This is a genomic window from Citrobacter sp. RHBSTW-00859, from assembly GCF_013729795.1.
In the GTDB taxonomy this organism is placed as follows: Bacteria; Pseudomonadota; Gammaproteobacteria; order Enterobacterales; family Enterobacteriaceae; genus Citrobacter; species Citrobacter braakii.
This window is the reverse complement of record NZ_CP056284.1, coordinates 3,914,989-3,941,143: the sequence shown is the minus strand read 5'-3', so window position 1 is coordinate 3,941,143 and position 26,155 is coordinate 3,914,989. Positions and strand designations below refer to the sequence as shown.

Annotated in this window: 24 protein-coding genes and 1 pseudogene; 15 read left to right on the top strand and 10 right to left on the bottom strand. The window is 51.7% G+C overall.

The window, feature by feature from the left end:
* Window position 1 precedes the first annotated feature (1 nt).
* Complete coding sequence (locus tag HV302_RS19870) at window positions 2–685, bottom strand: winged helix-turn-helix domain-containing protein (RefSeq protein WP_223307926.1); 684 nt, start codon at window positions 683–685, stop codon at window positions 2–4.
* 750 nt (window positions 686–1,435) lie between these two features.
* Here HV302_RS19870 and HV302_RS19865 point away from each other — a divergent pair.
* The 9 genes from HV302_RS19865 (at window position 1,436) to HV302_RS19825 (ending at window position 10,539) form a co-directional block, all read left to right on the top strand.
* Window positions 1,436–1,984, top strand: a complete 549-nt coding sequence (locus HV302_RS19865; RefSeq protein ID WP_049040759.1) for a fimbrial protein — start codon at window positions 1,436–1,438, stop codon at window positions 1,982–1,984.
* Between the two features lie 69 nt (window positions 1,985–2,053).
* Window positions 2,054–2,602: a fimbrial protein gene (locus HV302_RS19860; RefSeq protein WP_181627482.1), complete on the top strand. Its 549-nt coding sequence runs from the start codon at window positions 2,054–2,056 to the stop codon at window positions 2,600–2,602.
* 41 nt (window positions 2,603–2,643) lie between these two features.
* Window positions 2,644–5,115, top strand: a complete 2,472-nt coding sequence (locus tag HV302_RS19855; protein ID WP_016155751.1) for a fimbria/pilus outer membrane usher protein — start codon at window positions 2,644–2,646, stop codon at window positions 5,113–5,115.
* A gap of 26 nt (window positions 5,116–5,141) precedes the next feature.
* Window positions 5,142–5,918 (top strand): fimbrial biogenesis chaperone, encoded by a 777-nt coding sequence (locus HV302_RS19850; protein ID WP_046275745.1) that lies wholly within the window; start codon window positions 5,142–5,144, stop codon window positions 5,916–5,918.
* A 12-nt stretch (window positions 5,919–5,930) separates the two neighbouring features.
* Window positions 5,931–6,536: a fimbrial protein gene (locus HV302_RS19845; RefSeq protein ID WP_019076065.1), complete on the top strand. Its 606-nt coding sequence runs from the start codon at window positions 5,931–5,933 to the stop codon at window positions 6,534–6,536.
* A complete protein-coding gene (locus HV302_RS19840; RefSeq protein ID WP_181626488.1) occupies window positions 6,533–7,597 on the top strand; it encodes a fimbrial protein in 1,065 nt (354 codons plus the stop codon). Before HV302_RS19845 ends, HV302_RS19840 begins: the two co-directional genes overlap by 4 nt.
* A gap of 9 nt (window positions 7,598–7,606) precedes the next feature.
* Window positions 7,607–8,149, top strand: coding sequence for a fimbrial protein (locus HV302_RS19835; protein ID WP_181626487.1), 543 nt, complete (start codon window positions 7,607–7,609; stop codon window positions 8,147–8,149).
* A 1-nt stretch (window position 8,150) separates the two neighbouring features.
* Complete coding sequence (locus HV302_RS19830) at window positions 8,151–9,818, top strand: O-antigen ligase family protein (RefSeq protein WP_181626486.1); 1,668 nt, start codon at window positions 8,151–8,153, stop codon at window positions 9,816–9,818.
* 1 nt (window position 9,819) lies between these two features.
* Window positions 9,820–10,539, top strand: coding sequence for an EAL domain-containing protein (locus tag HV302_RS19825; RefSeq protein WP_049040762.1), 720 nt, complete (start codon window positions 9,820–9,822; stop codon window positions 10,537–10,539).
* A gap of 15 nt (window positions 10,540–10,554) precedes the next feature.
* On the opposite strand, the gene HV302_RS19820 is transcribed toward HV302_RS19825, so the two are convergent.
* From HV302_RS19820 to fadE, 3 genes are all read right to left on the bottom strand, one after another.
* Window positions 10,555–10,965 (bottom strand): Spy/CpxP family protein refolding chaperone, encoded by a 411-nt coding sequence (locus HV302_RS19820; protein ID WP_016151812.1) that lies wholly within the window; start codon window positions 10,963–10,965, stop codon window positions 10,555–10,557.
* A 177-nt stretch (window positions 10,966–11,142) separates the two neighbouring features.
* Entirely contained in the window at window positions 11,143–11,910 is a 768-nt protein-coding gene (locus tag HV302_RS19815) for an amidohydrolase (protein ID WP_016151813.1), read from the bottom strand.
* Between the two features lie 110 nt (window positions 11,911–12,020).
* Entirely contained in the window at window positions 12,021–14,465 is a 2,445-nt protein-coding gene (fadE, locus tag HV302_RS19810; protein ID WP_016151814.1) for an acyl-CoA dehydrogenase FadE, read from the bottom strand.
* A 239-nt stretch (window positions 14,466–14,704) separates the two neighbouring features.
* On the opposite strand from fadE, the gene lpcA reads away from it, so the two are divergent.
* Complete coding sequence (lpcA, locus tag HV302_RS19805; protein ID WP_016151815.1) at window positions 14,705–15,283, top strand: D-sedoheptulose 7-phosphate isomerase; 579 nt, start codon at window positions 14,705–14,707, stop codon at window positions 15,281–15,283.
* Window positions 15,284–15,432: 149 nt separating this feature from the next.
* Window positions 15,433–16,200 carry a class II glutamine amidotransferase gene (locus HV302_RS19800; protein ID WP_016151816.1) on the top strand — a complete coding sequence of 256 codons (768 nt, stop codon included), beginning with the start codon at window positions 15,433–15,435 and terminating at the stop codon, window positions 16,198–16,200.
* On the opposite strand, the gene dpaA is transcribed toward HV302_RS19800, so the two are convergent.
* The gene (gene dpaA, locus HV302_RS19795; RefSeq protein WP_016151817.1) at window positions 16,171–16,911 is read right to left on the bottom strand and encodes a peptidoglycan meso-diaminopimelic acid protein amidase; all 741 of its coding nucleotides are present in this window, start codon (window positions 16,909–16,911) and stop codon (window positions 16,171–16,173) included. The genes HV302_RS19800 and dpaA overlap by 30 nt on opposite strands.
* A 349-nt stretch (window positions 16,912–17,260) precedes the next feature.
* On the opposite strand from dpaA, the pseudogene HV302_RS19790 reads away from it, so the two are divergent.
* Window positions 17,261–17,866: pseudogene (locus HV302_RS19790) on the top strand (C40 family peptidase); the annotation flags it as partial.
* Between the two features lie 6 nt (window positions 17,867–17,872).
* Here the strand turns inward: HV302_RS19790 and HV302_RS19785 are convergent.
* A protein-coding gene (locus HV302_RS19785) for an IS1 family transposase (RefSeq protein ID WP_223429336.1) occupies window positions 17,873–18,570 on the bottom strand; the annotation gives its coding sequence in 2 pieces (ribosomal slippage) (window positions 17,873–18,321 and window positions 18,321–18,570; 699 coding nt in all).
* A 61-nt stretch (window positions 18,571–18,631) separates the two neighbouring features.
* Here HV302_RS19785 and HV302_RS19780 point away from each other — a divergent pair.
* From HV302_RS19780 to HV302_RS19770, 3 genes are all read left to right on the top strand, one after another.
* Window positions 18,632–19,627: a DegT/DnrJ/EryC1/StrS family aminotransferase gene (locus tag HV302_RS19780; RefSeq protein WP_181626485.1), complete on the top strand. Its 996-nt coding sequence runs from the start codon at window positions 18,632–18,634 to the stop codon at window positions 19,625–19,627.
* The gene (locus tag HV302_RS19775; protein WP_181626484.1) at window positions 19,624–20,052 is read left to right on the top strand and encodes a hypothetical protein; all 429 of its coding nucleotides are present in this window, start codon (window positions 19,624–19,626) and stop codon (window positions 20,050–20,052) included. Before HV302_RS19780 ends, HV302_RS19775 begins: the two co-directional genes overlap by 4 nt.
* Window positions 20,053–20,080: 28 nt before the next feature.
* Window positions 20,081–20,778 (top strand): IS1 family transposase gene (locus HV302_RS19770; protein ID WP_223429336.1). Its coding sequence is split into 2 segments (ribosomal slippage): window positions 20,081–20,330 and window positions 20,330–20,778, totalling 699 coding nucleotides; the frame shifts between segments, so codons are not numbered across the junction.
* Window positions 20,779–20,918: 140 nt separating this feature from the next.
* On the opposite strand, the gene HV302_RS19765 is transcribed toward HV302_RS19770, so the two are convergent.
* The 4 genes from HV302_RS19765 to flgN form a co-directional block, all read right to left on the bottom strand.
* Complete coding sequence (locus HV302_RS19765) at window positions 20,919–21,989, bottom strand: glycosyltransferase family 2 protein (RefSeq protein WP_181626483.1); 1,071 nt, start codon at window positions 21,987–21,989, stop codon at window positions 20,919–20,921.
* 31 nt (window positions 21,990–22,020) lie between these two features.
* Complete coding sequence (locus tag HV302_RS19760) at window positions 22,021–24,582, bottom strand: glycosyltransferase (RefSeq protein ID WP_181626482.1); 2,562 nt, start codon at window positions 24,580–24,582, stop codon at window positions 22,021–22,023.
* A gap of 56 nt (window positions 24,583–24,638) precedes the next feature.
* Window positions 24,639–25,583 (bottom strand): lysine-N-methylase, encoded by a 945-nt coding sequence (locus tag HV302_RS19755; RefSeq protein ID WP_181626481.1) that lies wholly within the window; start codon window positions 25,581–25,583, stop codon window positions 24,639–24,641.
* Window positions 25,584–25,718: 135 nt separating this feature from the next.
* Window positions 25,719–26,147, bottom strand: a complete 429-nt coding sequence (gene flgN / locus HV302_RS19750; protein ID WP_053389943.1) for a flagellar protein FlgN — start codon at window positions 26,145–26,147, stop codon at window positions 25,719–25,721.
* Window positions 26,148–26,155: the final 8 nt, after the last annotated feature.

Here is a 26,155-nt window from a genome sequence, read left to right as displayed (position 1 = left end):
ATCATTCCTCATGATGGCGATACTGGCTGATGCAATGGTAATAGCCGAGGTTCAGCCCGCATTCAGCGGCAAACGACCACTCAACCAGATTATGGTTGCTCGCCCAGGTATTGAGATACAGATCTTTTGGGTACGAACAGTCGGGGTTAATGCCCACGGACTTGAAAATATCCAGCGCTTTCTTTTCGGTTATGGTGTCGGTGAGGGCGTTTCCTAATATATGTACACGGCATTGTTCATAGTCGATAGTCCGCAGGATAGTCGCGTCCGTCATGGCGATTTCATTGGGTATCCATGTTAACCACGCTGTCGCCAGCACGGCGATTCCGGTAATTAACGCGGTTATCGCCACAGGCCAACGGCTTTGTTTCTTTTTGTTGAGCGTCGATGCAACATTGGCAATTCTGGCGGGAGCTTGCGCTTCTTCCAGTTGCTGAATATTGATATTAGCGTCGCCCATCCGAAATCCCATCCGCGGAATTGTGACGATGAGTTCTGCAGGATGACCCGTAGACGTTATTGCTTTGCGCAGAAATGAAATGTGCTGATTGAGATTCGCATCCGTCGCTCTGGCGCCATTATGCTGAAAAACATTCAGCAGAATTTCATCACGCGAGGATATCTCTTTACCATTTTGCAACAAATAGAGCAGTAATTGTGTTGCCACATTATTCAATGTGGCCATTTCACCAGATGCCAGGTCTTTTAGGGTATTTTTATGTGGTCTGAAAACTAAGCCATCACCAATAATTACGGATTTAATTTTGTTTATTGGTATATGAGAAATCACTGATGTCTCCTTTAAAACAGGATATCTCGCATTCGAGTGGGTGAAGCAATAGCATAACATAATTCATTTATAAAAAATGGTTGTACCATAGATCGCTTTATTAATATTTATATAACAATATTTTAATATCTCTTATAGAATCCTCTTTTCTCCTTCCTCTCTTTCACTATCTTATTGTCATTACTCGCTTTTGATATCAAATTTCATTTTTACAAAAATTTCATAAATACATTTTGCCTGTTGTTCTGGCTAAATAAAAAAATAGTTGATAGATAAAAACTCTATAAAAATGATAAATGATAGATACTAACACTGGCTAAGTCGTGATTTTTGGCGGTTTTTTAGGTAAAAGATCACTCTGCAGACAGTGTGACAACATGATTCCCTGAGTTTGATTAATACCGGATTTTTGCATTGTGTCATTTTTCCGTCGACTTAATATAAGCCCCGAAACAGCGTAAACAACTGTGGACGGTATTTCGGATGGAATACCAATGAAGTTCAAAATACGGGGCGGCTTGAGATGGATTGTTTGCAAGGATATGCGCTACCGCCACCTGCAGATCAGGATTTTCCGGACATAAATTATCTGCGGAAATAGATCTTCGGAATAACTAAAAAACAGATATAAGGTTAAGTAGTAATATGAAAATGAAAAACGTGGCTGTGGCCTGTGCGCTGATGGCGGGAATGACTTTTACTGCCTCTTCTGCTTTTGCTGCAAACAATGTCGAACCGACTAACGGTAAAATTCACTTCACCGGTTCTCTGGTTAATTCCGCATGCGGTCTGGCACCAGAATCCAGCCCGGTACAGGTTAATTTTGGTGAGATCCCAACTTCTCAGTTAAAAGACAACCAACGTGCTGGCGTTAAGCATGCCAAAATCGTTCTGCAGGGCTGTGATACGACCGTCGCGAAAACGGCCACTGTGACTTATACCCCGGCAACGATTGATACAGACAACAACGCGCTGGCTGCGTTCACCTCTGGTACTGCAAAGGGTGCGGGCATCGGTATGATTGACAGTGGCAACCAGGACGTGGAATGGGGTCAAGCCGCCTCTCAGGTCAACATTACCGATGGTGAAACCGACATTGATTTCGTCGCTTACCTGCAGGCAAACAACGCATCTGCCGCGGTAACTCCGGGTGATTTCGAATCTACCGTTAATTTCCAGATCGACTACCAGTAACGATCTGCAGCAGGCGCATTAACGCGCCTGCTTAACCCTTCCTGCGAATAACTGAAAGGAAATGCGGTGATGCCTGGATGGCGAATTTTACTGCTTTTTATCTTCATATCGCCTGCATGGGTTTTGGCTGACACCAATCGTCTTGTCAGTACGCCCGGCAAAATGCGCATGCGCGGAAATATTATTGAGGCTGCCTGTTATGTCGATCCACGCGACCGGTCGCTACTGGTTGAATTTGATGATCTCTCAGCCAGAGATATTTCCGGAAAACCAGAGAAAGTATCAGCGCATGATTTCAGCATTCATTTGTTGGGATGTTCATTAGGGGATTCTCAACACCACGGGAATCTGTTTCAACGCGCCAATATTACCTTTTCTGGCGCACCGGATAGTGACAATCCAGATTATCTAAGCGTGCAATCGGAAACTGAAAATTTAGCGATAGAAATATATGACAGCAACGGACAGCAAATTCATCTGGGTGAGCCATCACCGGACTATGTGCTTAATCCAGGGAAAAACACGCTCAATTTTACGGCTTATTTGATCTCCCGCGACGGAAGAATGACATCTGGCGAATTTACTGCGGTCACGCATTTTGTTGTGAATTATCTCTGAGCTGCACTGCAATTCGGGTATCTGAAGGTTTGCGAACGAAAATGATCACGCTGAAAACAGATAAAAAACGTCTGGCGCTTTTTATTGCTCTGGTCTGTGCCTCTTCATGGGCTGAAGCGGATGAGGCCATTGAATTTAATACCGACGTACTGGATGCCAGCGACAGGCACAATGTCGATTTGCAGCGTTTTTCCGAAGGCAACTTTGTGACTCCCGGAGAATATCTGCTGGATGTTCGTATTAACAGCCAGGAGATTCCACAGCAATCGATCCGTTATATCGTCGATCCTGCCAACCCGCATAAATCCATGGCATGTCTGACCCCGCAACAACTCGAATTACTGGCGCTCAAAGAAGAAGCGCTGGCCTATATTCATCCGATTAGCGCGACCTGCTATGACATTTCCCGCCTGCCGGGTGTGGCGTTGAATAATAGCGCAGGCGTACTGGACATTATCGTGCCTCAGGCGTGGATGAAATATACCGATCCAGACTGGACGCCACCGGAACGCTGGGATAACGGCGTCGCGGGGCTGATTTTTGACTACAGCGTCTCGGGCCAGGCCACACATTATGAACAGGGCGGCGATCGTTATCGCTCTCTGTCTGGCTATGGGCAGACAGGTTTTAACCTCGGCGCGTGGCGATTTCGTGGCCAGTATCAGGCCAATTACGCTTCGGATGATAATCGCGGCCGTATCGACTGGGATCAGATCTATGCCTATCGACCGTTGCCGATGCAGGCTGCAAAACTGACGGTCGGCGAAATCTACCTGAATTCCCAGGTTTTTGATTCGGTGCGTTTCACCGGGGCTAACCTCGCCAGCGACGAGCGTATGTTGCCACCGAATTTGCAGGGCTATGCGCCTGAAGTGCACGGCATCGCCCGCAGCAATGCGAAGGTTACCGTCAGTCAGCAGGGCCGTGTTATCTATCAAACCACCGTTCCTGCAGGGCCATTTAATATTCAGGATCTGCACGGTTCGGTACGCGGCACGCTGGATGTTCGCGTCGAGGAGCAGGATGGCAGCGTACACACTTTTCAGGTCAATACAGCCGATATTCCTTATCTGACGCGCCCAGGCTATGTGCGCTACAACGCCGCGGTCGGGAAGCCATCGCGTTATAACCACGACGTTCAGGGGCCTGCGTTTTATAGCGGTGATTTTTCATGGGGGGTCAGCAATGCATGGTCGCTGTACGGCGGCGCGCTGCTGACTGGCGATCGCTATAACGCCTGGTCGATGGGGATTGGGCGGGACTTGAGCTGGCTGGGGGCGCTGTCGGCTGATGCGACGCAATCCGTGAGTCGGGTAAAGCATCAGGCTGAACAAAAAGGCATGTCTTTTAAGCTCAGCTACGCCAAAACTTTTGATGAGTACAACAGCGCCATCACCTTTGCCGGTTACCGCTTCTCACAGCGTAACTTCCGCACTTTCTCGCAGTTTCTCGACGAGCAGTATGAAAATAACAACAGTGCCGGCAACGAAAAAGAGATGTACACCATCACCGGCAACAAAACCTTCTTTGCTGACGATCCACTATTAGCGACCACGTTGTACCTGACCTATACCCACCAGAACTATTGGGATCGCGGTTCCCAGGATCGTTACGGATTATCGATGGGGCACAGCTTTTCATTTGCTGGCATCCAGGGGATCAGCGCCAACGTTGCGGCTTACCGCTCTGAGTATCAGGGCAAACGAGACGACAGTCTTTCGCTTTCAATCTCGGTGCCATGGAGCGATGGCCGCTCTATGGATTACGAATTGCAGAACAGCGGCAACCAGACCAGCCAGATGGTTTCGTATTCCGATAACCGCGACCGTAACAATCCGTGGCGTTTGCGCACAGGGGTTTCCGGTGAAGGGCGTACGGCGTTTGATGGCTATTACAAGCACCGCAGCATGATGGCGGAACTGGAATCTAACGTCAGCTGGCAGCAATCACGTTATTTCTCCGTGGGCGGCACGATGCGCGGCGGCTTTACCGCGACGCGTCACGGTGCGGCGCTGCACAACAGCCAGGCGTCGATGAATACCGCCAGAGTGATGGTTGATACCGACGGGGTGGCGAACGTGCCGCTGAACGGCGAACAGGCGCACTCAAACCGCTTCGGTATTGCCGTCGTACCGGACGTCGTTAGCTATCACAGCTTTGATACCCGTATCGATGTGGACGCAATGGACGAGGACATTTCCGCGACTAAAGCCATCGTGACCAACACCCTGACGGAAGGTGCGATTGGCTACCAGCATTTTGCCGTGGCGCAGGGGCAAAAAATGATGGCGCTGCTGCGCCTGAAGGATGGTTCGGTACCGCCGTTTGGCGCCGAAGTGTTTAACGCTAACGGCGTTAGCGTCGCCATGGTAATGGAAAACGGTATGGCCTGGATTGCGGGTGTGAATCCGGCTGAGCGTCTTTCCGTTGCCTGGGCTGGCCGTGCGCAGTGCCACTTACAGGTGCCACAACAAATCAACCCGGAAGGTAACGTGCTGTTGCCTTGTGAATAATTTCAATAACCTGAATGAATTTTGTCATGAATAATCAAGCTTTTTACTCCGTGCAGCGTTGGCTTAAACCCGTGGCCTGTGGCCTGCTTTTGATTGCCGAGATCAACACCTCATGGGCGGGTATTGCGCTCGACCGTACCCGCATGATCATCACTGGTGATGCGCGCTCAGTTAGTGCGAACTTAACCAATACCAGCCCGAGCATTCCGTTTCTGGCTCAGTCGTGGGTGGAAGATGCCAACGGAACAAAAATTACCTCGCCGCTAATGGTCTTACCGCCGCTGCAACGAATTAACGGCGGGCAAAAGGGAATTGCCCGCGTGACGAAAACCAGCGGGATCAACGCTCTGCCGCAGGATCGCGAGAGCTTGTTCTACCTGAACGTACGTGAAATTCCGCCTAAACCGGATAAGCCGAACGTGCTGCAACTGGCGATGCAGTCGCGCATCAAATTGTTCTACCGTCCGGCCGCCATTGTGCCGGAAACGCCGGGCGCCGTGTGGCAAAACCAACTGGTCTTTCACAAGCAGGGCCAGCGCTGGAGTGTGGATAACCCAACGCCTTACTTCGTCACCTTAATCGGCTTAAGCCGCAAGCCAGAAGCGCAGGGAGGCGGCAGATTGACCGACTTCCCCGGCGTTATGGTCTCACCAAAATCCTCTCTCGATTTCAGCGTCACGGACGGCAGCGTCAGCCAGTTCAGCATGATGTACGTGAACGATTTTGGCGGTCATCCCGAACTGAAATTCAGCTGCACAGGCAATGTATGTAAAGCATTGCCGATGGAGCAACAGCCCCGGTAACAGGAATCGTAAATGAAAAAGATGCTTTGCGCCCTGCTGATGGCGGGCATGGCCTGGCAGGTTCAGGCCACCAGCGGCCGCCAGGATATGAGCAACGTGTCCGGTGAGTATGGCAACGTCCGCTTTCACGGCCGGGTCTACGTGTCGCCGTGCGTGCTGGATATGGCCTCACGCGATCAGACCATCAATCTTGGTGATATTTCCGCCAGTCGGTTTCGCCAGGGCGGCGATCGCAGCGAACCGGTGTTGGTCACGCTGTACCTGAACGGCTGCTTAAAGGGCTCTGGTCATACCCTGAGGGATTTCCCCGGGCAGACCAGCGAAATGCCTGAGCTGGCGCACAGCACGGTGGAACGTGGCGTTTCGATGACGCTGATGGCCGAAGGCGCGCCGGAAAACAGTGACCTGGGGCGTATTCGTGGTGATGTGCGCGGCGCGGGCATTCGGCTACTGACCGAGCGTAATCAGCTGATCCATCTGAACCAACCGCAACGTATGTGGATCCTCAAACCAGGCGATAACGCCATTCACTTTCTGGCCACGCTGGAATCTTTTGGGCCAGAGGTGACTGCCGGAGAATTTAACGGCCTGGTGAGACTTAAGCTGGAGTATCTATGAGCGTATTACGCAAAGCGCTGTTGTGGGTTGCCCTGGCTGGCTGTCCACTGGCCGGGCAGGCATTTACACAGGGGGAAGGTGAGCCGGAGGGCGGGTCGCCGCATCAGTACGATATCGAATTGAGCTCGCTGGATGTCAGTAAAAACCACGTGGGTGGCAGAACGGATCCGTTTACCTGGAACCTGGGCAGTTGGTATGTGGTGAATTTCTATTGCGAGCAGGCTGACATCTCCCGGTCGCCGATTTACTACACCACCACGACTACGATGCCGCCTTCAAATCAGGGGGCGAACCGTTTTCGGCTAAATGAGTATCTGGATGTAGAAGTGCAGGTGTGGGTTGCCGGGGGCTATAAACAGTATGTTCAGGCGCCTTTTACCAACGTTTCAAACCGCAACAGCAATAACACTTGCAAAAAGCGCAAGGGCTACACGCGCGCCACTAACGTTGAAAGTGGTTCAAAAGGGAAAGTGACGTTTATTGTCACTAAACCCATTATCAACGGCATCAATATCACTTCCCAATCGCTGGTGGAGGTAGCCGGGCGCATGGGGAGCGCGGGACCTACGCCCACTACGGCGATTTCCCGTGTGGTGATTAAATCCGGGCTGATTACCGTACCGGACAAATGCACCTTCAACCGGGGAGACAAAATCAGTATTGAGTTTGGCGATCTGCCAGGATCCGCTGCCCGGCTCAATGGCACTAACTACAGCAAGTCGATCCCCATTCATGTTGTTTGTGAAGGCGGCAGCTTCGATCAGGGCGCGCTGAACATTAATCTTGGCGTACAAACTACCACGGCGTCAGGCACGGCGGGGTTCAACGATCATCTCCTCGGCACGCTGAGCGGCGGACAAAAGCGCGACGATCTCGGCATTATGCTTAAAGACGAGAGCGGTGGCACCGTCGTGCCCAATCAATTCTATAACGTGAAAGGTTTTTACCAGAATCAGGGCGACTGGAATCTCACCGCTGCACCGGTGGCAAGGCCGGGCGTGGGAAGCGTTAAGGAAGGTGAGTTTGAAGCCTCTGCCACCGTTGTTGCGCAGTTTCAGTAGGGGGATGCCATGAGATTTTCGGCGTTATTCGCGATCGGTGTGTTACTGCTTGGCGGCATGGCGCAGGCCGACACCAAACTGGTCGGCGGCGATATGTATTTTCACGGCACTATCAGAGCGCTGGCCTGCAGCCTGGCACCTGGAGGCGACAAGATCGAGGTCGATTTCGGGCAAATCGCGACGCAGGATCTCTATCTCTCTGGGCGCAGTAAGCCGGAAAAATTCAGCATTCAGCTACGCGACTGCAACCCTGAGGTTTTTCGCGGGATCTCGGTCACTTTCAGTGGTAGTGAGGATGCTGAACTGGACGATCATCTGGCGCTGGATAGCAGTGAACAGGGTGGCGCGACAGGGATCGGTATTGGGATGAGCGAAGAGGACGGCACGGCAATCCGCCTTGATGAGAGCACGTCAGTCAAAGAGATAACTGCAGGCTCGATGACGCTAAATTTTGGGGCGTGGGTCGCAGCAGAGCCGTCGGCGATAAAAAATCAGTCTCTCGAATACGGTCCGTTCAGCGCCAGCGGAACCTGGACACTGAACTACCAGTAGCATGATGAACGCACTGAATCGTATTGCCCCGCTGCCTGCGCAGAAATTATTGCTCGTTATTAGTCTGTTTTTCTGGTGTGGGGTAATGCATCTCTACTGGCCGAATAACGGCGGCAGCGGTCTGTCGTTGCCGCTTAATATTACGAGCTGGATTTATGCCGTTGTGCTGGCTGCAAGCGCATCAGTGCTGGTGCCTAGTCAACGCTGGCGTATCACTGTCCCCGCCACGGTTTTTTCGATGGGGGCGCTCATCCTGACGCTGCTTTGTCTGCTGACACCTGGCGTCTGGCAGTTCGAGGCGCAGCTGGTCGCAGGGGCGCTGCTGGGAGGCGTGCTCGTCTATCTGGTGACATTGCAGATTCCGCTTGCGGCAAACACCCTGACGGTACTGCTGACCTTGCTATGGGGCGCGTGCGTCATCGAATGTCTGGCGTTTTTGTATCAGTACTGGCATTTGCCGGGTGTTGATTACTGGGAGTTTGCCTGGCGACGCGGTACGCGGCCCTACGGTATTTTTCAGCAGGTCAATCTGATGGCCAGCTTCACTGCATCTGGTGTGCTGCTGTCAGCTCCGCTCTTTTTACGGCTACGCGACAGATATCGAATTGTCATCGGGGTTGCTCTGGTGATGATGGGCTTTGTGCTGCATGAATCCCAGTCGCAAACCGGCTATGTGTCTGTGGTGGTAGGTGAAGTCTTGCTGCTGGTGGTTTTCCCGGCGCAACGCCGTATGTTGTTGCTACTTCTGCTGCCGCTGGCGTTAGGCATGGTGGCGGGCACGCTCGCTCGCCATTTTTTGTCCGTTGCTACAGTCGATCACCTGACCACTTCCCAGGTGCGCTGGACGGTGCTTAAAACGTCACTGGCATTATTTGCCGAACGCCCGTGGACGGGGTGGGGCGTGGGCAGTTTTGCCGCCGTGTTTCTCGAACGTGCGGGGCCGTTGGGGCTGAGCAGCATCTCGCATCCGCACAATGAGCTGGTGCTGTGGCTGGTGGAGGGCGGCCTGGTTGGGCTGGCGGGGACGCTGTGCTTTATTACGGGAGGCTTCTGGCTGTGGATGCACGGAAATCGCTGGCGTCGCGCTTGTCTGGTGGCGGCGCTGCCGGTGGTTATTCATATGTTGACGGAATACCCCGTCAGGCAGTCAACACCACACTGGTTACTGCTGGTCCTGTTGCTTCGTTGTGCAGATAGCCCGCTAAAAGGGGCTCGTCTGACGCTTACGTCGACGTCGCTGATTCGTGCGCTGGCATTGATCTCGTTTTTAACCTTCACGCCATTGTTGCTTCTCTCACTGCACACGCAACAGCAGTTGACGCTGGCGGAGCGACAGTCAGCGCAGTGGCGTCTGGTCGAGTCGCTCCCAGTAGGAGGCTGGCTCCTTGCCCCTCGCTACCGGTTTGATGTTCAGATGGGGTATCTGCAACGGTATCAGCGTACCCGGGACGCTCGCTGGCTGGAAGCGGTTCGCCGCTGGGCGCCTGACTATGTGCGTGTTCACCCAGACCCGAATGTCTCCTTCACGCAAATCTTGCTGGCGTTACAGCAGCGCGACCTACCTGAGGCGCATCGTCTGGCGACGCGCTTTTACCTGACATACCCGAACGATCGCCGTATCCCGTGGCTGCAGGATGCACGACGTCCTTTCAATCAAAAAATGGAATGATATGAACAGATTCAGCGAACAGACCCGCCCTGGGCCAGAGCTTCCCCGCAACGCCGAGCTGCTGCGGATCACCGGGATCCGTTTGCAGCGCATCCATTTTTTTGATGATGCATCGCTGGATGTCTGTGAGGTGTTAAGTCAGGTACGCACGCCGCTACCGCTCGATCTTTTTTTCAAGCACCTTTCCATCACCGCAAAACAGCAGCTATTTCTGTGGCAAATGCGGCAGGTACTGGCACTCTCAGGAAGTTATTCGCTGAATTTATCCGTCAGGATGCTGACCTGTCTGTCGTGGATTGCGCAGCTCGCCCGCCAGGCGCATCAGGGGCGGATTGTTATCGAAATTCAGGATCCGGGCACCATGATGCGACTGGAAAAGGCAGAACAGCAGGCTGTATGCATTGCCGTCAAAACCCTGGTGCGTCACGGGTTTCGCGTGTGGTTGGATGATGTTTCGCCTGAGCTATTTTTTGTCTGGCGACTGTCTGGCATCCGTTTCGATGCCATCAAAATTGAAAGCGGAATGTTTCATCAGTTCAGGACGTCGGATTGGCAGTTAAGGGTACTGGTCAATCAATTTCGCGGGCTGGGAGAACGGGTTGTGATCGAGGGGGTGGAAACGCCGCAGGATTACGCCATTTGCCGTATGAGCGGCGCAGATGCTGTACAGGGATTTTTGTTCGAGCAGGAAGTATTACCGAAAAGCCTGAATCATTGCTGATTCAGGCCATGGTCATTATTCGCTCAGCGTCTGTGCGATATCTTTTTGCACCTGCTGGCGCTGTTCTGGGGTCAGTACTTTGTTCAGGTCGAAATAGTATTTCACGCGGTAATAACGCGCCTGCTGTTCAATATTGCTGAACGCGGAAAGCTGTTTTTTGACGGCGGCGTCATCCCATTTCCCGGACTTGATGACGTCAATCAACGCGCCGTCTTTAACATCCTTCACCGATATCTGGCTAACGTTGGTTTCAAGCTGCTGGTGCAGTTTTTTAATCTGCGCAACCTGGTCAGTGCTCAGTTTAAGGTGCTGAACTACCGGGTCCTGAGCTGGTGCGGGTACATTGGATACGTTTGCTGCAAGCGTGCTAAAAGAAGCGCCAGCCACGGTTGCCGCCAGCAAAGCCATGCGTACGAAGTTCTTCATTTCGTGATCCTGATAAGGGAATTATTAACATTGTCTGTCACTCGCTGGTGACGAGTGATTATCCTTTGCAGAATACGATGCCCGAAGCACGTCGCCACGCGAATTTGTTTTGCGGTTGGTTACGGAGTGAAACAATCCCGCTACGGAAAACGTTGTGCAGCGGGAAGAAGGCGATATCTACAGCGTGAACGGGTCAGCGTCCTGCCAGGCGGGGAACTTCTCGCGGTACTCGCGCAGCGCCGAGAGTGACAGTTCAGCGTCAATGCGCGTAGCCTGATGCGGCTCGGCGGTGGCAATAATCTCCCCCTGCGGATTAATCACCCGGCTGTCACCGCGATAATGATGGCCGTTACCGTCAGTACCCACGCGGTTACATCCTGCTACATAAGCCTGGTTCTCAATTGCCCGCGCGGTGAGCAGAACCTGCCAGTGTAGCGAACGCGGTGCCGGCCAGTTGGCGACATACAATGCCAGGTCGTAATCGTTGCGGTTGCGCGACCATACCGGAAAACGCAGGTCATAACAGACCAACGGCAGAATGCGCCAGCCGCGCCATTCAAAAATAACCCGCGCGTCACCCGCCTGATAATGTTGATGTTCATCCGCCATGCGGAACAGGTGGCGCTTGTCATAGAAATGGACATTACCTTCGGGTTCGACCAGCAAAAAGCGGTTTACCGGGCCACGTTCAGACAGGAGAGCGGCGCTGCCTGCTATAAGGGCGTTCGTCTGTTGCGCCTTAGTGCGCATCCAACTGACAACCTCTTCCTGCGGCAGCGATTTGCTTGCCGCTTCCATGGCAAATCCGCTGGTAAACATTTCAGGTAACACAATGACATCACGTCCGGTGACGGTTTCCAGTTGGCGGTCGAAATGGCGCAGGTTGGCCGGGCCATCCATCCAGATCAGCGGTTGTTGCAGCAGAGTAATTTTCAAACCGGGCACGATCGAGGCTCCTCATTGAACAACATTTTGACACTGTAGCATGAGCTCTAACGGAAATGTGGCAATAAAAAGCCCCGCATTAAGCGGGGCTAAACGTTGTGCGTGTGTCGTTACGCGGCTTCGACTTTACGCACCTTCTCTGGCAGCTTTACCGGCTGAGTCGCCAGCGCCTCGGGTTCAAAGTCATCCACGTTGATGCTACGCAGACGACTCGCTTCGGCTTTCACCAGAATTGCGGCTTCATCTTTATCAATCAGCCCTTTAGCCAGCGCATTGTGCGCCAGTTCATCCAGGCGGGTAAACGGCAGGTTTTTACCCAGCTCTTTGCAGATCCGCTGGTGGATAGGGTCGGCTGCAATCACATCCAGCAAAGCCTCTTCCAGCAAACCTACCGGGTTATGCTCGCTCGGCGTCAGGTATTGACCGCGGCCAAGGCGAGAACGGGTGGCGCTCGGAACCTGCAGAATCTTCGCGACTTTATGATCCAGCTTGTCAGACGGTGCATGGTAGTGGCGACCGGTAGGGAAGATAACCACATTCAGCAGGCCCGCGACCAGTCGGTTCGGGAAGTTTTTCAGCAGGTCGTCCATCGCCTGTTCCGCTTTGTACAACGCATCCTGAACGCCCCAGTGAACCAACGGCAGGTCTGCTTCATTACGGCCTTCATCGTCATAACGCTTCAGTACCGCAGAGGCCAGATACAGCTGACTTAATACATCGCCCAGACGCGCGGAGATACGTTCACGGCGCTTCAGGCTACCGCCCAGTACGGCCATGGAGACATCCGAAAGCAGTGCCAGGTTAGCGCTCAGACGGTTCAGATGCTGGTAGTAACGTTTGGTCGCATCGCCGGTTGGCGTGCTGCTGGTTAAGCCGCGCGTCAAGCCCAGCCAGAAGCTGCGCACTTTGTTACTACCGACGTGGCCGATGTGTTTGAACAGCAGCTTGTCGAACGCATTCACATCGTTACTCTGTGCCGCGGCCATCTCTTCCAGAACGTACGGATGGCAGCGAATCGCCCCCTGACCGAAGATCATCATGCTCCGGGTCAGAATGTTGGCACCTTCAACGGTAATGGCGATAGGCGCGCCCTGATAAGCACGGGCGAGGAAGTTGCTTTCGCCAAGCATAATGCCTTTACCGCCAGTAATATCCATTGCATCGATGATTGACTGCTGTCCACGGTGGGTACAGTGATACTTCACGATGGCCGACAGCACCGCCGGTTTTTCACCCAGCATAATACCGTAGGTAATCAGCGACGCCGCTGCATCCATCACGTACGCGTTACCCGCAATACGTGCCAACGGCTCTTCAATACCTTCCATCTTACCGATAGAGATTTTGAACTGGCGACGAATATGCGCATACGCGCCGGTTGCCATTGCGACCGATTTCACGCCGCCCGTCGAGTTAGACGGCAGGGTAATACCGCGTCCCACGGACAGACATTCCACCAGCATGCGCCAGCCCTGACCGGCCATTTTTGGGCCACCGATGATGTAATCAATCGGCACGAAGACATCTTTGCCCAGCGTCGGACCGTTCTGGAACGGCACGTTCAGCGGGAAGTGTCGACGCCCAATTTGTACGCCTGGCGTTGACGTTGGGATCAGCGCACAGGTAATGCCGAGATCTTCTTCACCACCCAGCAGTTTTTCCGGGTCGGAGAGTTTAAATGCCAGACCCAGTACGGTAGCGATAGGCGCCAGCGTGATATAACGCTTATTCCAGGTCAGGCGCATACCCAGCACCTGCTGGCCCTGCCAGTCGCCCATACAAACCACGCCGGTATCAGGGATCGCGCCTGCATCGGAACCCGCTTCGGGGCTGGTCAGAGCAAAGCAGGGGATCTCCTGACCACGTGCCAGACGCGGCAGGTAATGATTCTTCTGCTCTTCGGTGCCGTAATGCTGCAGCAGTTCGCCAGGGCCTAGGGAGTTAGGTACGCCAACGGTGATCGCCAGGATCCCGGAAACGCCGGAGAGTTTCTGCAGAACGCGAGCCTGAGCATACGCGGAGAATTCCAGCCCGCCGTACTCTTTCTTAATGATCATCGCGAAGAAGCGGTGTTCTTTCAGATACGCCCACAGTTCCGGCGGCAGATCCGCGAGTTCATGGGTGATCTGGAAGTCGTTCGCCATGCGGCAGGCTTCTTCCACTGGGCCGTCAATAAAAGCTTGTTCTTCAGCTGTCAGATGCGGCTGAGGATAGTTATGCAGTTTTTTCCAGTCTGGCTTGCCCTGGAACAGGTCGCCTTCCCACCAGGTTGTACCGGCATCAATCGCCTCTTTCTCAGTACGCGACATCGGCGGCATGACTTTACGGAAACCGCGGAACACTGGCGCAGAGATCATGGATTTGCGCATTGGCGTAAAGTTAAACGGTACGAGGAGAATGGCCAGAGGAACCAGCAGCCAGATTGACCACAGGCCAACCACGCCAAGCGCAGCTGTCCAGGCGAGCAAAATTAAGCTGCTGAGGAATAAGCTCACGCGGTGATAAAACAGAACGCTGAGCAGAACAACCGTAGCGATAATACTCAAAATCATCATAACGAAAAGCTCCCTTGCTTGTAGGAGGTCTGACCACTTGTGATGATATGGTTGTAGTGGATGTAAATTCTTTTAGCAATGTGTTTACAAAATAATTACAACAAAGCTCACATTGTTGCTGTTTTAACCGGCACAAAAAATCAAAAGCCGCAGCCATTCCTGTGGCTTGTACTTCTCGCTGGTAGCGCTATCCGGTACACTGCATCTTGTCATTTACATTCATGCTGAAGGATATCCTCATGTACCAGGATCTTATTCGTAACGAACTGAGCGAAGCGGCGGAAACGCTGGCTAATTTTCTTAAAGATGACGCCAATATTCACGCCATTCAGCGCGCGGCGGTCCTGTTGGCAGACAGCTTTAAAGCTGGCGGTAAGGTACTTTCTTGCGGTAACGGCGGTTCCCATTGCGACGCGATGCACTTCGCCGAAGAGCTGACCGGACGTTATCGCGAAAACCGCCCAGGCTACCCGGCGATCGCTATCTCTGATGTCAGCCATATCTCCTGCGTCAGCAACGATTTCGGTTACGATTATGTCTTCTCCCGCTACGTTGAAGCCGTGGGTCGCGAAGGCGATGTCCTGTTAGGCATCTCTACTTCGGGTAACTCCGGTAACGTGATTAAAGCGATTGCCGCAGCGCGTGAGAAAGGGATGAAAGTCATCACCCTGACTGGTAAAGATGGCGGCAAAATGGCGGGTAGTGCGGATATCGAAATTCGCGTGCCGCACTTTGGCTATGCTGACCGCATTCAGGAAATTCATATCAAAGTGATCCATATCCTGATCCAGTTGATCGAAAAAGAGATGGTGAAGTAAGAAGGCTATTTTATTTGCCATTTTGAATCCGGGCAGTGCCCGAAATCCTCACGTACTACGTGTACGCTCCGGTTTCTGCGCGCTGTCCGAATCTAAACTGGCTGCAACAATTACGCCTTCCCGCTTAAAGGCGTTTGTGGAGGTGATGTATGTGCGAACTGCTCGGGATGAGCGCCAATGTGCCAACCGATATCTGCTTTAGCTTCACCGGGCTGGTTCAGCGCGGCGGAGGTACCGGGCCGCACAAAGACGGCTGGGGTATTACGTTTTATGAAGGTAAGGGCTGCCGTACGTTTAAAGATCCGCAACCCAGCTTTAATTCGCCTATCGCCAAACTGGTACAAGACTATCCCATCAAATCCTGTTCCGTGATTGCCCATATTCGTCAGGCGAATCGTGGCGAAGTGGCATTGGAAAATACCCATCCATTTACGCGTGAACTGTGGGGACGTAACTGGACGTACGCTCATAACGGACAGCTCAGCGGCTATAAATCGCTGGAAACCGGTAATTTCCGCCCGGTCGGGGAAACCGACAGCGAAAAAGCTTTCTGCTGGCTGCTCCACAAGCTGACTGAACGTTATCCGCGTACGCCTGGCAATATGACGGCAGTGTTTAAATATATCGCGATGCTGGCAGGAGAATTGCGTGAGAAGGGCGTCTTCAACATGCTGTTGTCTGACGGGCGTTATGTGATGGCTTTCTGCTCGACCAACCTGTTTTGGATCACCCGTCGTGCGCCGTTTGGCGTGGCGACACTGCTGGATCAGGATGTGGAAATCGATTTTAGCTCAGAGACCACACCCAATGATGTGGTCACCGTGATTGCCACTCAGCCGCTAACCGGCAATGAAACCTGGCAAAAGATTATGCCAGGCGAGTGGGCGTTATTTTGTCTCGGGGAGCGTATAGTTTGATGCCAGCTGCGGCTGAACCACTTCGTGACTCAACGGCTTGCTGATAACGTAACGGCCATCGACGACGGAAACGGTCGGTGGCTTACGCGTTTGTTCAAAGTAATCGTAGCCAGGCTTTAGCTGCGCCCAGAATTCTTTGTAATACGAGAACTTATGGCGCTGCATGTTGGCATCGGTCATGCGGAATGGATAAATGCTAACCTGCACGCTGGACTGCCCAAATACCAGTGCGCCGGTGACAAACTGGAAAATCTCATCAATGCCGTTGTCGGTCATTGCGTAGCAGCCGACGGAAACGCAGGCGCCGTGGATCATCAGGTATTTACCTTCATAACCGTGTGCGCGGTCGTAGGCGTTAGGGAAACCAATGTTAATCGCTTTATAAAAGCGGCTATCCGGTTTCAGCTGTCCGCGCTGTACGCTGTAAAACCCTTCCGGGCTTTTGAAATCGCCCTGACGCTGTTTCGGACCTAAGCCGCCGGAATAATTGCAGATCTTATAGCTGTCGAGCAATTGATACTGTTCGCCCATCTTGACGTACAGATCCAGGGTTCGCTCTTCTTTGAAGATCTGGATATAGACGGGGGAGCCCATTAATTGCTGCTTATATTCTTTGCTGACAGGCGTAGTCGGGCTGCTGCTGCTCAGCAAACCGGCAAATGAAACGCACGGCAATAAAAGCATCGCAAGAAAAAATGCGATTTTACGCATACTGCTTATTCCTTGATAAAACGATTACACACGCCAGGACGGCAAAAAGAGTTCCCAAATCGGATAAATCTGGATCTGGAGCGCTCACATTATCACCCAGAGAGTTTTTCGCAAGTCTCTCGTGCGGCGTTTACACTTTAGATTTTCTTTATACGGAAAATTGTGCTTAAAGGCAGTCAGACACTGACGTATTTTGCGGGTTAGCGCACGTCATTTAGTCTTCTGAGTGCAGAATTCCTAATATATTGAATTTAAAAAATTAATAATTTAATAATCGAATATTAAAATGGAATGCCCGGCAATAGCGGTAGACTGCGGCGAACGTGTTTGATTAGGTAGTGTTGTTTTCATGTCTTTTGCCTCTGCGCCCCGACGCTTTTTGCCGGGTCTGCTGTCTTTGTGTGTTGTGTTGTCCTCGCCGTCTGTCGCCAAAGTTCAGCCCCTCTTATCTGACGCCCATTTAAGCTATGCGGCGCAATTACGCATGCGTAACCGCGCCCGGCTGCTGAAGCAGTACCACGCGCAGGTAAAAAAGCAGGCAAGTTATGTAGTGGAAGGTAATGCGCAAAGTAAAAGCGCGCTGCGCCAGCAAAACAGGACGCTGATTAAACAGCACCCTGAGTGGTTCCCGGGGCCACTAAAAGCGAGCGATCAACGCTGGCAGGAGCTGGCTGAGAATGACCATTTTCTCAGTAGCGATCATCTGCACAACATAACCGAAGTGGCAATCCACCGTCTTGAGCAGCAGTTAGGTAAACCCTATTTGTGGGGCGGGACCAGCCCGGAACAAGGCTTTGACTGTAGCGGGCTGATCTTTTATGCCTACAACAAAATTCTGGCAGCAAAATTGCCACGTACGGCGAATGAAATGTATCACTATCGGCGGGCGACCATCGTCGCTAATCGCGACCTTCGTCGTGGTGATTTATTGTTCTTTCATATTCACGGTAATGACTCCAACTTACTGATAGTGTTTTATGTTCAGATAATGCCCGATGACCTTGTCATGCAGCTCCACCGATTTTGAGAACGACAGTGACTTCCGTCCCAGCCTTGCCAGATGTTGTCTCAGATTCAGGTTATGTCGCTCAATGCGCTGAGTGTAACGCTTGCTGATTACGTGCAGCTTTCCCTTCAGGCGGGATTCATACAGCGGCCAGCCATCCGTCATCCATACCACGACCTCAAAGGCCGACAGCAGGCTCAGAAGACGCTCCAGTGTGGCCAGAGTGCGTTCACCGAAGACGTGCGCCACAACCGTCCTCCGTATCCTGTCATACGCGTAAAACAGCCAGCGCTGACGTGATTTAGCACCGACGTAGCCCCACTGTTCGTCCATTTCCGCGCAGACGATGACGTCACTGCCCGGCTGTATGCGCGAGGTTACCGACTGCGGCCTGAGTTTTTTAAGTGACGTAAAATCGTGTTGAGGCCAACGCCCATAATGCGGGCGGTTGCCCGGCATCCAACGCCATTCATGGCCATATCAATGATTTTCTGGTGCGTACCGGGTTGAGAAGCGGTGTAAGTGAACTGCAGTTGCCATGTTTTACGGCAGTGAGAGCAGAGATAGCGCTGATGTCCGGCAGTGCTTTTGCCGTTACGCACCACCCCGTCAGTAGCTGAACAGGAGGGACAGCTGATAGAAACAGAAGCCACTGGAGCACCTCAAAAACACCATCATACACTAAATCAGTAAGTTGGCAGCATCACCGGCGTTATGCATCAATTATTAGAGGAAAAATTAGCGTCTTATTTGAACGTTCCATATATCTCGTTGTTTTGTAATGCCACTATCGCTTTAATTGCCGCAATGCAAACACTGCGAATTAAGGGCGAGGTTATTACTACCCCCTATTCTTTTGTCGCCACTACGCACAGTATTCTCTGGAACCAGTTAACACCGGTATTTGTTGATATTGATCCACACAGCTTTAACATCAACCCGCACCTGATTGAATCGGCGATTACCGCCAAAACGGGATTGATCATGCCGGTACATGTCTACGGACAAACCTGCAATACCGCTGAAATTGAGAACATATCCAATAATTACGGTATTCCGGTTATTTACGATGCAGCACATGCTTTTGCAGTAGAAGATTGTAGCGGAAGCATTCTACGCCATGGCGATCTTTCCGTACTGAGCTTCCATGCCACCAAAGTGTTCAACACCTTTGAAGGCGGTGCCATCGTTAGCTACGATAAAAAAACAAAACAACGCATCGATTATCTGAAGAACTTTGGTATTGCTGACGAATTAACCGTTGTCGCGCCTGGCATCAATGGAAAAATGAATGAGGTTCAGTCCGCTTTTGGTCTCTTGCAATTAAAGTATGTGGATGAGGCGATAGCGAAACGCCAAAAAATCGATAAGTGTTATCGTGAGCAGTTAGCCAATACGCAAGGAATTTTCATTCCTGCAGGCAACGCTAATCATAAGAGTAACTACAGCTATTTCCCGATCCTCGTGGGTCCTGACTATAAAATGTCACGAGATGCGTTATACGATCATCTGAAAAGTCATAACATCTTAACGCGTCGTTATTTTTACCCCCTGCTCTCTAATCTCAACATGTACAAAAACATGTCTGGCGCCAATAAAGAGACGCTGCCTGTAGCAAACCAAATCGCTGAACAGGTGCTGTGCCTGCCGATTTATCCAGATATGACATCCGCTGAACTCAGCACCATTATTGAGCTCATTACCGCATGATCAATGTACTTATCTTCCCGGCGGGAACCGAGATTGGTCGCGAGATTTACCTGTCTCTGCGCAATGAGAAAAACATTAACCTGGTTTTGGCCGGTGCCGACTACGATAGCCATGCTCGCCATTATGCTTGCGGATACCATATCGTGCCTGACGTTTCGCATCAGGATGGGCTACCCGCCTTGCAGACATTACTGGTACAAGAAAGTATTGATTATATTTTTCCGGCTCATGATGAGGTTCTTCTTTTTCTGTCTGAAAACCGGGATGCACTTTCCGCCACGGTACTCTGCCCGTCGCAGGAAGCATGCCGCATCACGCGGTTTAAAAGTAAAACCTACCAGGCACTTAAGGGGACAGTCCCTCTTCCCGTTATATTCAATGATCTCAGTGAGATCAGCGGTGATGCTGCCAACTTACTGATTTAGTGTATGATGGTGTTTTTGAGGTGCTCCAGTGGCTTCTGTTTCTATCAGCTGTCCCTCCTGTTCAGCTACTGACGGGGTGGTGCGTAACGGCAAAAGCACTGCCGGACATCAGCGCTATCTCTGCTCTCACTGCCGTAAAACATGGCAACTGCAGTTCACTTACACCGCTTCTCAACCCGGTACGCACCAGAAAATCATTGATATGGCCATGAATGGCGTTGGATGCCGGGCAACCGCCCGCATTATGGGCGTTGGCCTCAACACGATTTTACGTCACTTAAAAAACTCAGGCCGCAGTCGGTAACCTCGCGCATACAGCCGGGCAGTGACGTCATCGTCTGCGCGGAAATGGACGAACAGTGGGGCTACGTCGGTGCTAAATCACGTCAGCGCTGGCTGTTTTACGCGTATGACAGGATACGGAGGACGGTTGTGGCGCACGTCTTCGGTGAACGCACTCTGGCCACACTGGAGCGTCTTCTGAGCCTGCTGTCGGCCTTTGAGGTCGTGGTATGGATGACGGATGGCTGGCCGCTGTATGAATCCCGCCTGAAGGGAAAGCTGCACGTAATCAGCAAGCGTTACACTCAGCGCATTGAGCGACATAACCTGAATCTGAGACAACATCTGGCAAGGCTGGGACGGAAGTCACTGTCGTTCTCAAAATCGGTGGAGCTGCATGACAAGGTCATCGGGCATTATCTGAACATAAAACACTATCAGTAAGTTGGAGTCATTACCCATAACGCCATTATTTGTTAATTGCTTACTTGACCAGATCTCTTGCAGATAGGGCATAAACTCTTCCAGCGGAGGCAGGACGGGTTTAGTGACAGTGATAAGGTTATGTTCTGCTTGTTTCATTGCTAAAAGTCCTGAGTGAATTGTTCACTAATCTGTTGATAATGTTCTGGTAATCTGGTCTTGAGACTAGTAAGAAGCGTGCTTTTTATTTTGCTGTCAGCAATGCTTTTTAACGCCGCAAAATACAATTGAGGTAATATCTCCAGACGAACGTCACAATAGATGATGGCTTGCATAATATGATATTGCGCTTTGTTGACTTCTTTATTGTAAATGGCCGCGATAAACCCCTGGAAATGCAACAAAGGGTCGGTTGGACTTTCAATCAACAGATCGTCAATATCTTGTTTGGCCAGCGTATGATCGGGATGGGCATATTGTTTCCAGCGGCTGTTCATCGCTTCTACCCAGGCGTCTTCATGTTTCCATTGATTCAGGATCATCATCCTGTTTCGGTACATTAATTTGCTGTTATCTCTTCTGTACCAGGTGTTATTGTCATGTCGACGGTAGTAAGCCACTAAACGCCGAGTTGAAATAAAATGCCCCTGCCGGGAAAGTTTCAGAAACATGTCCCAGTCTTCCTGCACCAGATGTGGATCGGAACGCTCAATCTTTAGGTAAGCCTCGCGGCGGATTAACGAGCCGATATAGAGACTAAGATTCCCGGAAACCAGCAGATGATGAAAAACGTCGCCATCAAGAAATAGATCGCTGTAGGGAAAACGCGAACCGTCAGGCATGATGACCTGAATGGTGCTATAGCACATTACACAGTGTGGGTTTTTCTCTAAAACATTAACCTGATGAGAGATTTTGGTAGGAACAATGAGATCATCCGAGTCGACCACGGCAATATATTTTCCCGCAGCCATGTTCATGGCTTCGATGATGGGTTTGTCGCCGGTTTTATCCTTCTGCGAATAATAGTTGGTCTCCCGCAGAATCGTTTTGCAATGATATTTCTGCTGGTATTTTTTTATGATATCGACGGACCGATCGGTAGACGCATCATCAACGATAATGACTTCGGTATTTTTCCATGTCTGGTTAAAGACGCTATCCAGCGCCTCTTCGAGGAAAGCGCTGTGGTTATAACTGGTAACGATAATACTCACTAAAGGCGTTGGCATAGCGTAATCTCTGGCGAAAATTATTGTGTTATCAACTAAATAACTTCTGTTGCAGACTAAGCAGTAACGTATTGCTCTGCTGTTGGGACGACGCATCGATGAGCTCTACGATCTCCTGAGCCGCCCGTTTCCCCGCCTGACCATCCCTAAACGCATCGCAATAATGGTGGCGAATCTCCTCCAGTGGCGCTTCCAGCGCAGCCCAGTCAAATGCGGATGACAGGGCGTGGCGCAACGTCTGTATATCCTGTGCCACCGGGAGAACATCGCGAATACGCTGATCAGCGCTGTCAGGAGTAGAGAAACTTTGTTGACCATCGAGCAGCAAGGGCATCTCTGACCAGCTCAGTAAAATGACGCGTTTATTCATATGAATGGCGTCAAAAATAAAGCCGCTGCTGTCTGTCAGGACGTAATCCGCCTGCGCGATAAGCGCCAGCAGATGCTGTGGATCGTCAATTCGGTTTTTTAAATAGCGCTGCGCCAGCGCCAGAGAGGCGGCTTCTTCCGGTCTGTGCAGGGTGCCATGATGTAGTTTGGTGACGACATTGTATTCATGACTTAACCGGCTGAGCTGTTCCGCCCAGTGAGGGAGAGAGCTTAGCGCGCCATAGGTTGGCGCATACAGGATGGTCTGCTTTTTCACATTCAGCTTCAGGCTGTTGGGCAGCGCAGTATCGTAAGTGTGATTATGCCACTCATCGAAACGGGGATTGCCCACCACTTTGGCGCTGCCACCGATATCAAGCGCGTGCTGGCTATAGTGGCTGTAACACAGGATGCGGTGATAAAAGGCGTTCCACCAGGCATGATTCCACTCTTCTTTCGCCAGGCCATACAGGGTGCGTACATGGGTATCCGCCAGCCCGTTCAGCAGTGGCGTGTAGTAAGGGCTGACCAGGCACCGGAAGCGCTGACGGTTCTCAATGACCGCTGAAAGACGCGTACCGCCGAGCGCAGGATCGTTGATGGCTTTAATCGTCGCGGTCATCTCATCCAGAAACGATTTAGGTATTTTGTCACTGACCAGCAGCGAGCAGGTATGGCCCATCGCCTGAAGCGCGGTAATGATAGGGCGATAGACCGCGTAGTGCAGCGAGGTTTCCATATAGAAGCCAATGGCATCTATCTGCGTGGATGTCGTAGGAAGCGGGTTGCTTACCAGCGTGTTGACGGTGGCGGGTTTCTTATTGATTTTGTTGAAGTAGTAACCGATGTTATCGGTTTCTTTTTTCTCAATATCGCTGTATCCCGCGCGCTGATAGCAGATGCTCGGATAACAGGAGAGCCATTTCCCTTCACGCAGCAGCGGCTGCCATTGCCCTTCGAGCGTATCTGAGAGGTCATGCTCCATCTGCTGAGCCAGCACCGGGTAATAGCTGCTGTTGACCAGATAGGCGCAAACCTTATTGCAGTCGCGGGCATGGATCATGCCATTGAGGCTTTTGAGTTCGCGGCCCTGTTTAATTTCTCCGCCGAGGATAACCACTTCCCACGGAAAACCAGGCAGCGCATTCAGAAGTGAGTTGAGTACCCGGATATGCTTTTCCTGCTTCAGGATCACGCTATCGTCTTCAAGTAGCAGGTAGTTTTTCCAGCCGTTACGCTGTGCCAGTTGCAGCGCCTGCAGATGGGACTGGCGGCGACCAGCCTGGCCGTTAGTGGCAACGGACGCTGCAAGGCGGGTGATCTTTTGCGTCGGGAAATTGAGAAACGCCAGCTCTTGCTGGATGTGTGCTAAACGATCCGGGCGTGAGTCCAGATTCACGATCACCACCTGATCGATGTAATCCCACTGGATCGGCTGATGATGGGTGGCGTTATGCAGACTTTGATACCAGTTTTTCAGCATCGGGTCGGTAATCGCCTGTGCCAGCGAGGTTTCCAGCGGCTCGCTGCTGCCCAGCACAAAGTCTTTATCGAACGTATTTTGACTGTGCGAGATACAAATAATGGTGCGCTCGCCCGGCAATTGCAGCGGGTTTGCGGTGAATTGATTAGTGAATCCTTCCTCTTCGCCTAAGTTACATTCATCATCGTAACGGTGCTTTTTTAAATAATTGCGGTGGTAGCAAAAGGTGCCGTTGAGAATGTTCTGCGGGCCAAAGCTGCGGCTTTTGAACACGCGGTTGATATGGCTATACCAGATGGGGATCTGATCGGAACCTGAAATCAACGCCCGGTGGCGCTGCATCATGTCGATGGTGTAGGAGATCTTATCCGCCGGATAATAATCATCGTCATCCATACAGAGAATATATTCGCCTAACGCCAGCGCATTGAGCATGTTGCGCTTTTTTCCCAGCGTCAGTTTTTCCGCATGGTAGATATAACGAATATTGAATTTCTCCGGGTGATTCTGCGTCAGCCTGTCAATGATTGACTGATGGCTTTGTGGGGAATCATCCAGGATCACCAGCTCCCGGCGGTCGGCAGGGTAGTCCTGATAGCGGAACATATACAGCAAATAGGGTAAAAAAGCGCCGCGGTTCCACGTGGGGGTAATGACGCTGACAAACGGTTTTTCGCGGCCAGTGTCGAGCGTTTTAACGATGCCGGTCAGGGCGGAACGTGCTTTGGAGGATTCAGACATGGTGATGTGTATTCGCGATTCGAAAAAGGACCGGGTATGCACCCGGCCAACAGGCGCTAACGTGTGATCAGGGAAAACGCCGAGAGCAGAGGATCTCCCGGCAGCATATCCAGAATATGCAGACGCAACGAGCGGGCATTCTCGCTGTTGCGCCACGCTTCAAACAGCGCGAAAAGGGCGTAGATTTCGTCATGGCTCAGCGTGGAATCATCCATTGTCCACAGGCAAAATAGGGTGCGAAGCATAAAGACGTCAGCTACCAGCCAGAAGAAGCGCAGCAGCGCGCTTTCACTCTCGTGCTGGGGGAAGGTATCGTGATACAGGCGATAAATCAGATAGTTACTGAATATCCATGCATCATGGGCAAAGTAGCGCTCATAGGTATTTAACCACTGATCCTGCAACTGCTGCTGAAGCATAGCTTCACTGTTTGCATCCTGGAGCATCAGCAGACTTACCTGCAGAGGTAAGGTCAGCTTGCGCGTGCTTTCCGGCAATAGATCCCAATTGAACTCACAACTGCCCATTTGGGTGATCAGCTCCCGCTGCAGTTGGGGCAGACTGGGCAGTTGCACGAACTGCTCCTGCAGTTTTCCGCTTTGCGCGTGGGCGGCCAGAACCTGCGGCAGCGAGGCCAGTTTTTCAAGCATAGGATCGCTGTCGCCAGGGCATTTCTCGGAAAAAGAGAGCATGATGCCCAGCGCATACAAGCGCAGTTCCGGCGACAAACCGGGGAGCGTGATGGTATGCAGAGCAGATTGATTAAGTACCTGATCGCGTGGAGATAACGCCGGGCTGTCCGCATCGGCTGCACATTGCGAGGTATGCAGCACAAAGGCGTTGGGATCGCCTAACGCAGCCTGACAGCTGGCCGGATCGGTTAATACCAGACTCTGACGTACTTCCATTTTCCAGCGCATTTCGGCCAGTAAAGCGGAATCCGGATGGTGGGATAAAAACAACCGGACAAAGTCAGGTTCATAACAATCAATCATACTCATAATGTGTTCTCAGCAATCCCTAAATTCAAAATCTGGCTACATCATTGCAATATCCATGCCTGAATTTTTATTGTGTTTATATCAATTAGTTAGAGTGTGCGCGGAAAGTCGTTTTCCGCGTCAGGGAAGGAAGGTTTAGCGCTGGTAAATAAAATCCGGCTCGGTGCCTAAAAAAGTCTGAATAAATTCATACTGGCGGATCAGCAACTCGCCGTTTTTTTCGTTGTACGCCTTGCAGCGTTTCGCTTTTTGCTCAAGGCTCTGCCACCAACCCTCTGCGGCACTTTTTTGTAAACCTGGCAACCAGCTAAATACCTGTTCCATCCCTGCACGATCGACGCTTACACCCAGCAATTGCAGGATTGAGCGGCGCTGCTGGCTGCTGTTTTGCAACTGCTCATAATGCTGTTGAATCGTCTCATTGACCGCCAACAGCTCTTCACTGGCGCGACGGATCATGCACAGACGTTGTTGTTCCAACTGGTGTCTGAGCGCGTCATATCGCGTCCCGTCCTCCCGGATACCCTGAAGCAGCGTTTTCACCTGCTGTAGCCTGGTACTCACAATTTTGG

Coding starts and splice junctions, on each gene's coding strand:
- HV302_RS19870 (WP_223307926.1), bottom strand. CDS start 685: ATGGCCACATTGAATAATGTGGCAACACAATTACTGCTCTATTTGTTG.
- HV302_RS19865 (WP_049040759.1), top strand. CDS start 1,436: ATGAAAATGAAAAACGTGGCTGTGGCCTGTGCGCTGATGGCGGGAATG.
- HV302_RS19860 (WP_181627482.1), top strand. CDS start 2,054: ATGCCTGGATGGCGAATTTTACTGCTTTTTATCTTCATATCGCCTGCA.
- HV302_RS19855 (WP_016155751.1), top strand. CDS start 2,644: ATGATCACGCTGAAAACAGATAAAAAACGTCTGGCGCTTTTTATTGCT.
- HV302_RS19850 (WP_046275745.1), top strand. CDS start 5,142: ATGAATAATCAAGCTTTTTACTCCGTGCAGCGTTGGCTTAAACCCGTG.
- HV302_RS19845 (WP_019076065.1), top strand. CDS start 5,931: ATGAAAAAGATGCTTTGCGCCCTGCTGATGGCGGGCATGGCCTGGCAG.
- HV302_RS19840 (WP_181626488.1), top strand. CDS start 6,533: ATGAGCGTATTACGCAAAGCGCTGTTGTGGGTTGCCCTGGCTGGCTGT.
- HV302_RS19835 (WP_181626487.1), top strand. CDS start 7,607: ATGAGATTTTCGGCGTTATTCGCGATCGGTGTGTTACTGCTTGGCGGC.
- HV302_RS19830 (WP_181626486.1), top strand. CDS start 8,151: ATGATGAACGCACTGAATCGTATTGCCCCGCTGCCTGCGCAGAAATTA.
- HV302_RS19825 (WP_049040762.1), top strand. CDS start 9,820: ATGAACAGATTCAGCGAACAGACCCGCCCTGGGCCAGAGCTTCCCCGC.
- HV302_RS19820 (WP_016151812.1), bottom strand. CDS start 10,965: ATGAAGAACTTCGTACGCATGGCTTTGCTGGCGGCAACCGTGGCTGGC.
- fadE (WP_016151814.1), bottom strand. CDS start 14,465: ATGATGATTTTGAGTATTATCGCTACGGTTGTTCTGCTCAGCGTTCTG.
- lpcA (WP_016151815.1), top strand. CDS start 14,705: ATGTACCAGGATCTTATTCGTAACGAACTGAGCGAAGCGGCGGAAACG.
- HV302_RS19800 (WP_016151816.1), top strand. CDS start 15,433: ATGTGCGAACTGCTCGGGATGAGCGCCAATGTGCCAACCGATATCTGC.
- dpaA (WP_016151817.1), bottom strand. CDS start 16,911: ATGCGTAAAATCGCATTTTTTCTTGCGATGCTTTTATTGCCGTGCGTT.
- HV302_RS19780 (WP_181626485.1), top strand. CDS start 18,632: ATGCATCAATTATTAGAGGAAAAATTAGCGTCTTATTTGAACGTTCCA.
- HV302_RS19775 (WP_181626484.1), top strand. CDS start 19,624: ATGATCAATGTACTTATCTTCCCGGCGGGAACCGAGATTGGTCGCGAG.
- HV302_RS19765 (WP_181626483.1), bottom strand. CDS start 21,989: ATGCCAACGCCTTTAGTGAGTATTATCGTTACCAGTTATAACCACAGC.
- HV302_RS19760 (WP_181626482.1), bottom strand. CDS start 24,582: ATGTCTGAATCCTCCAAAGCACGTTCCGCCCTGACCGGCATCGTTAAA.
- HV302_RS19755 (WP_181626481.1), bottom strand. CDS start 25,583: ATGAGTATGATTGATTGTTATGAACCTGACTTTGTCCGGTTGTTTTTA.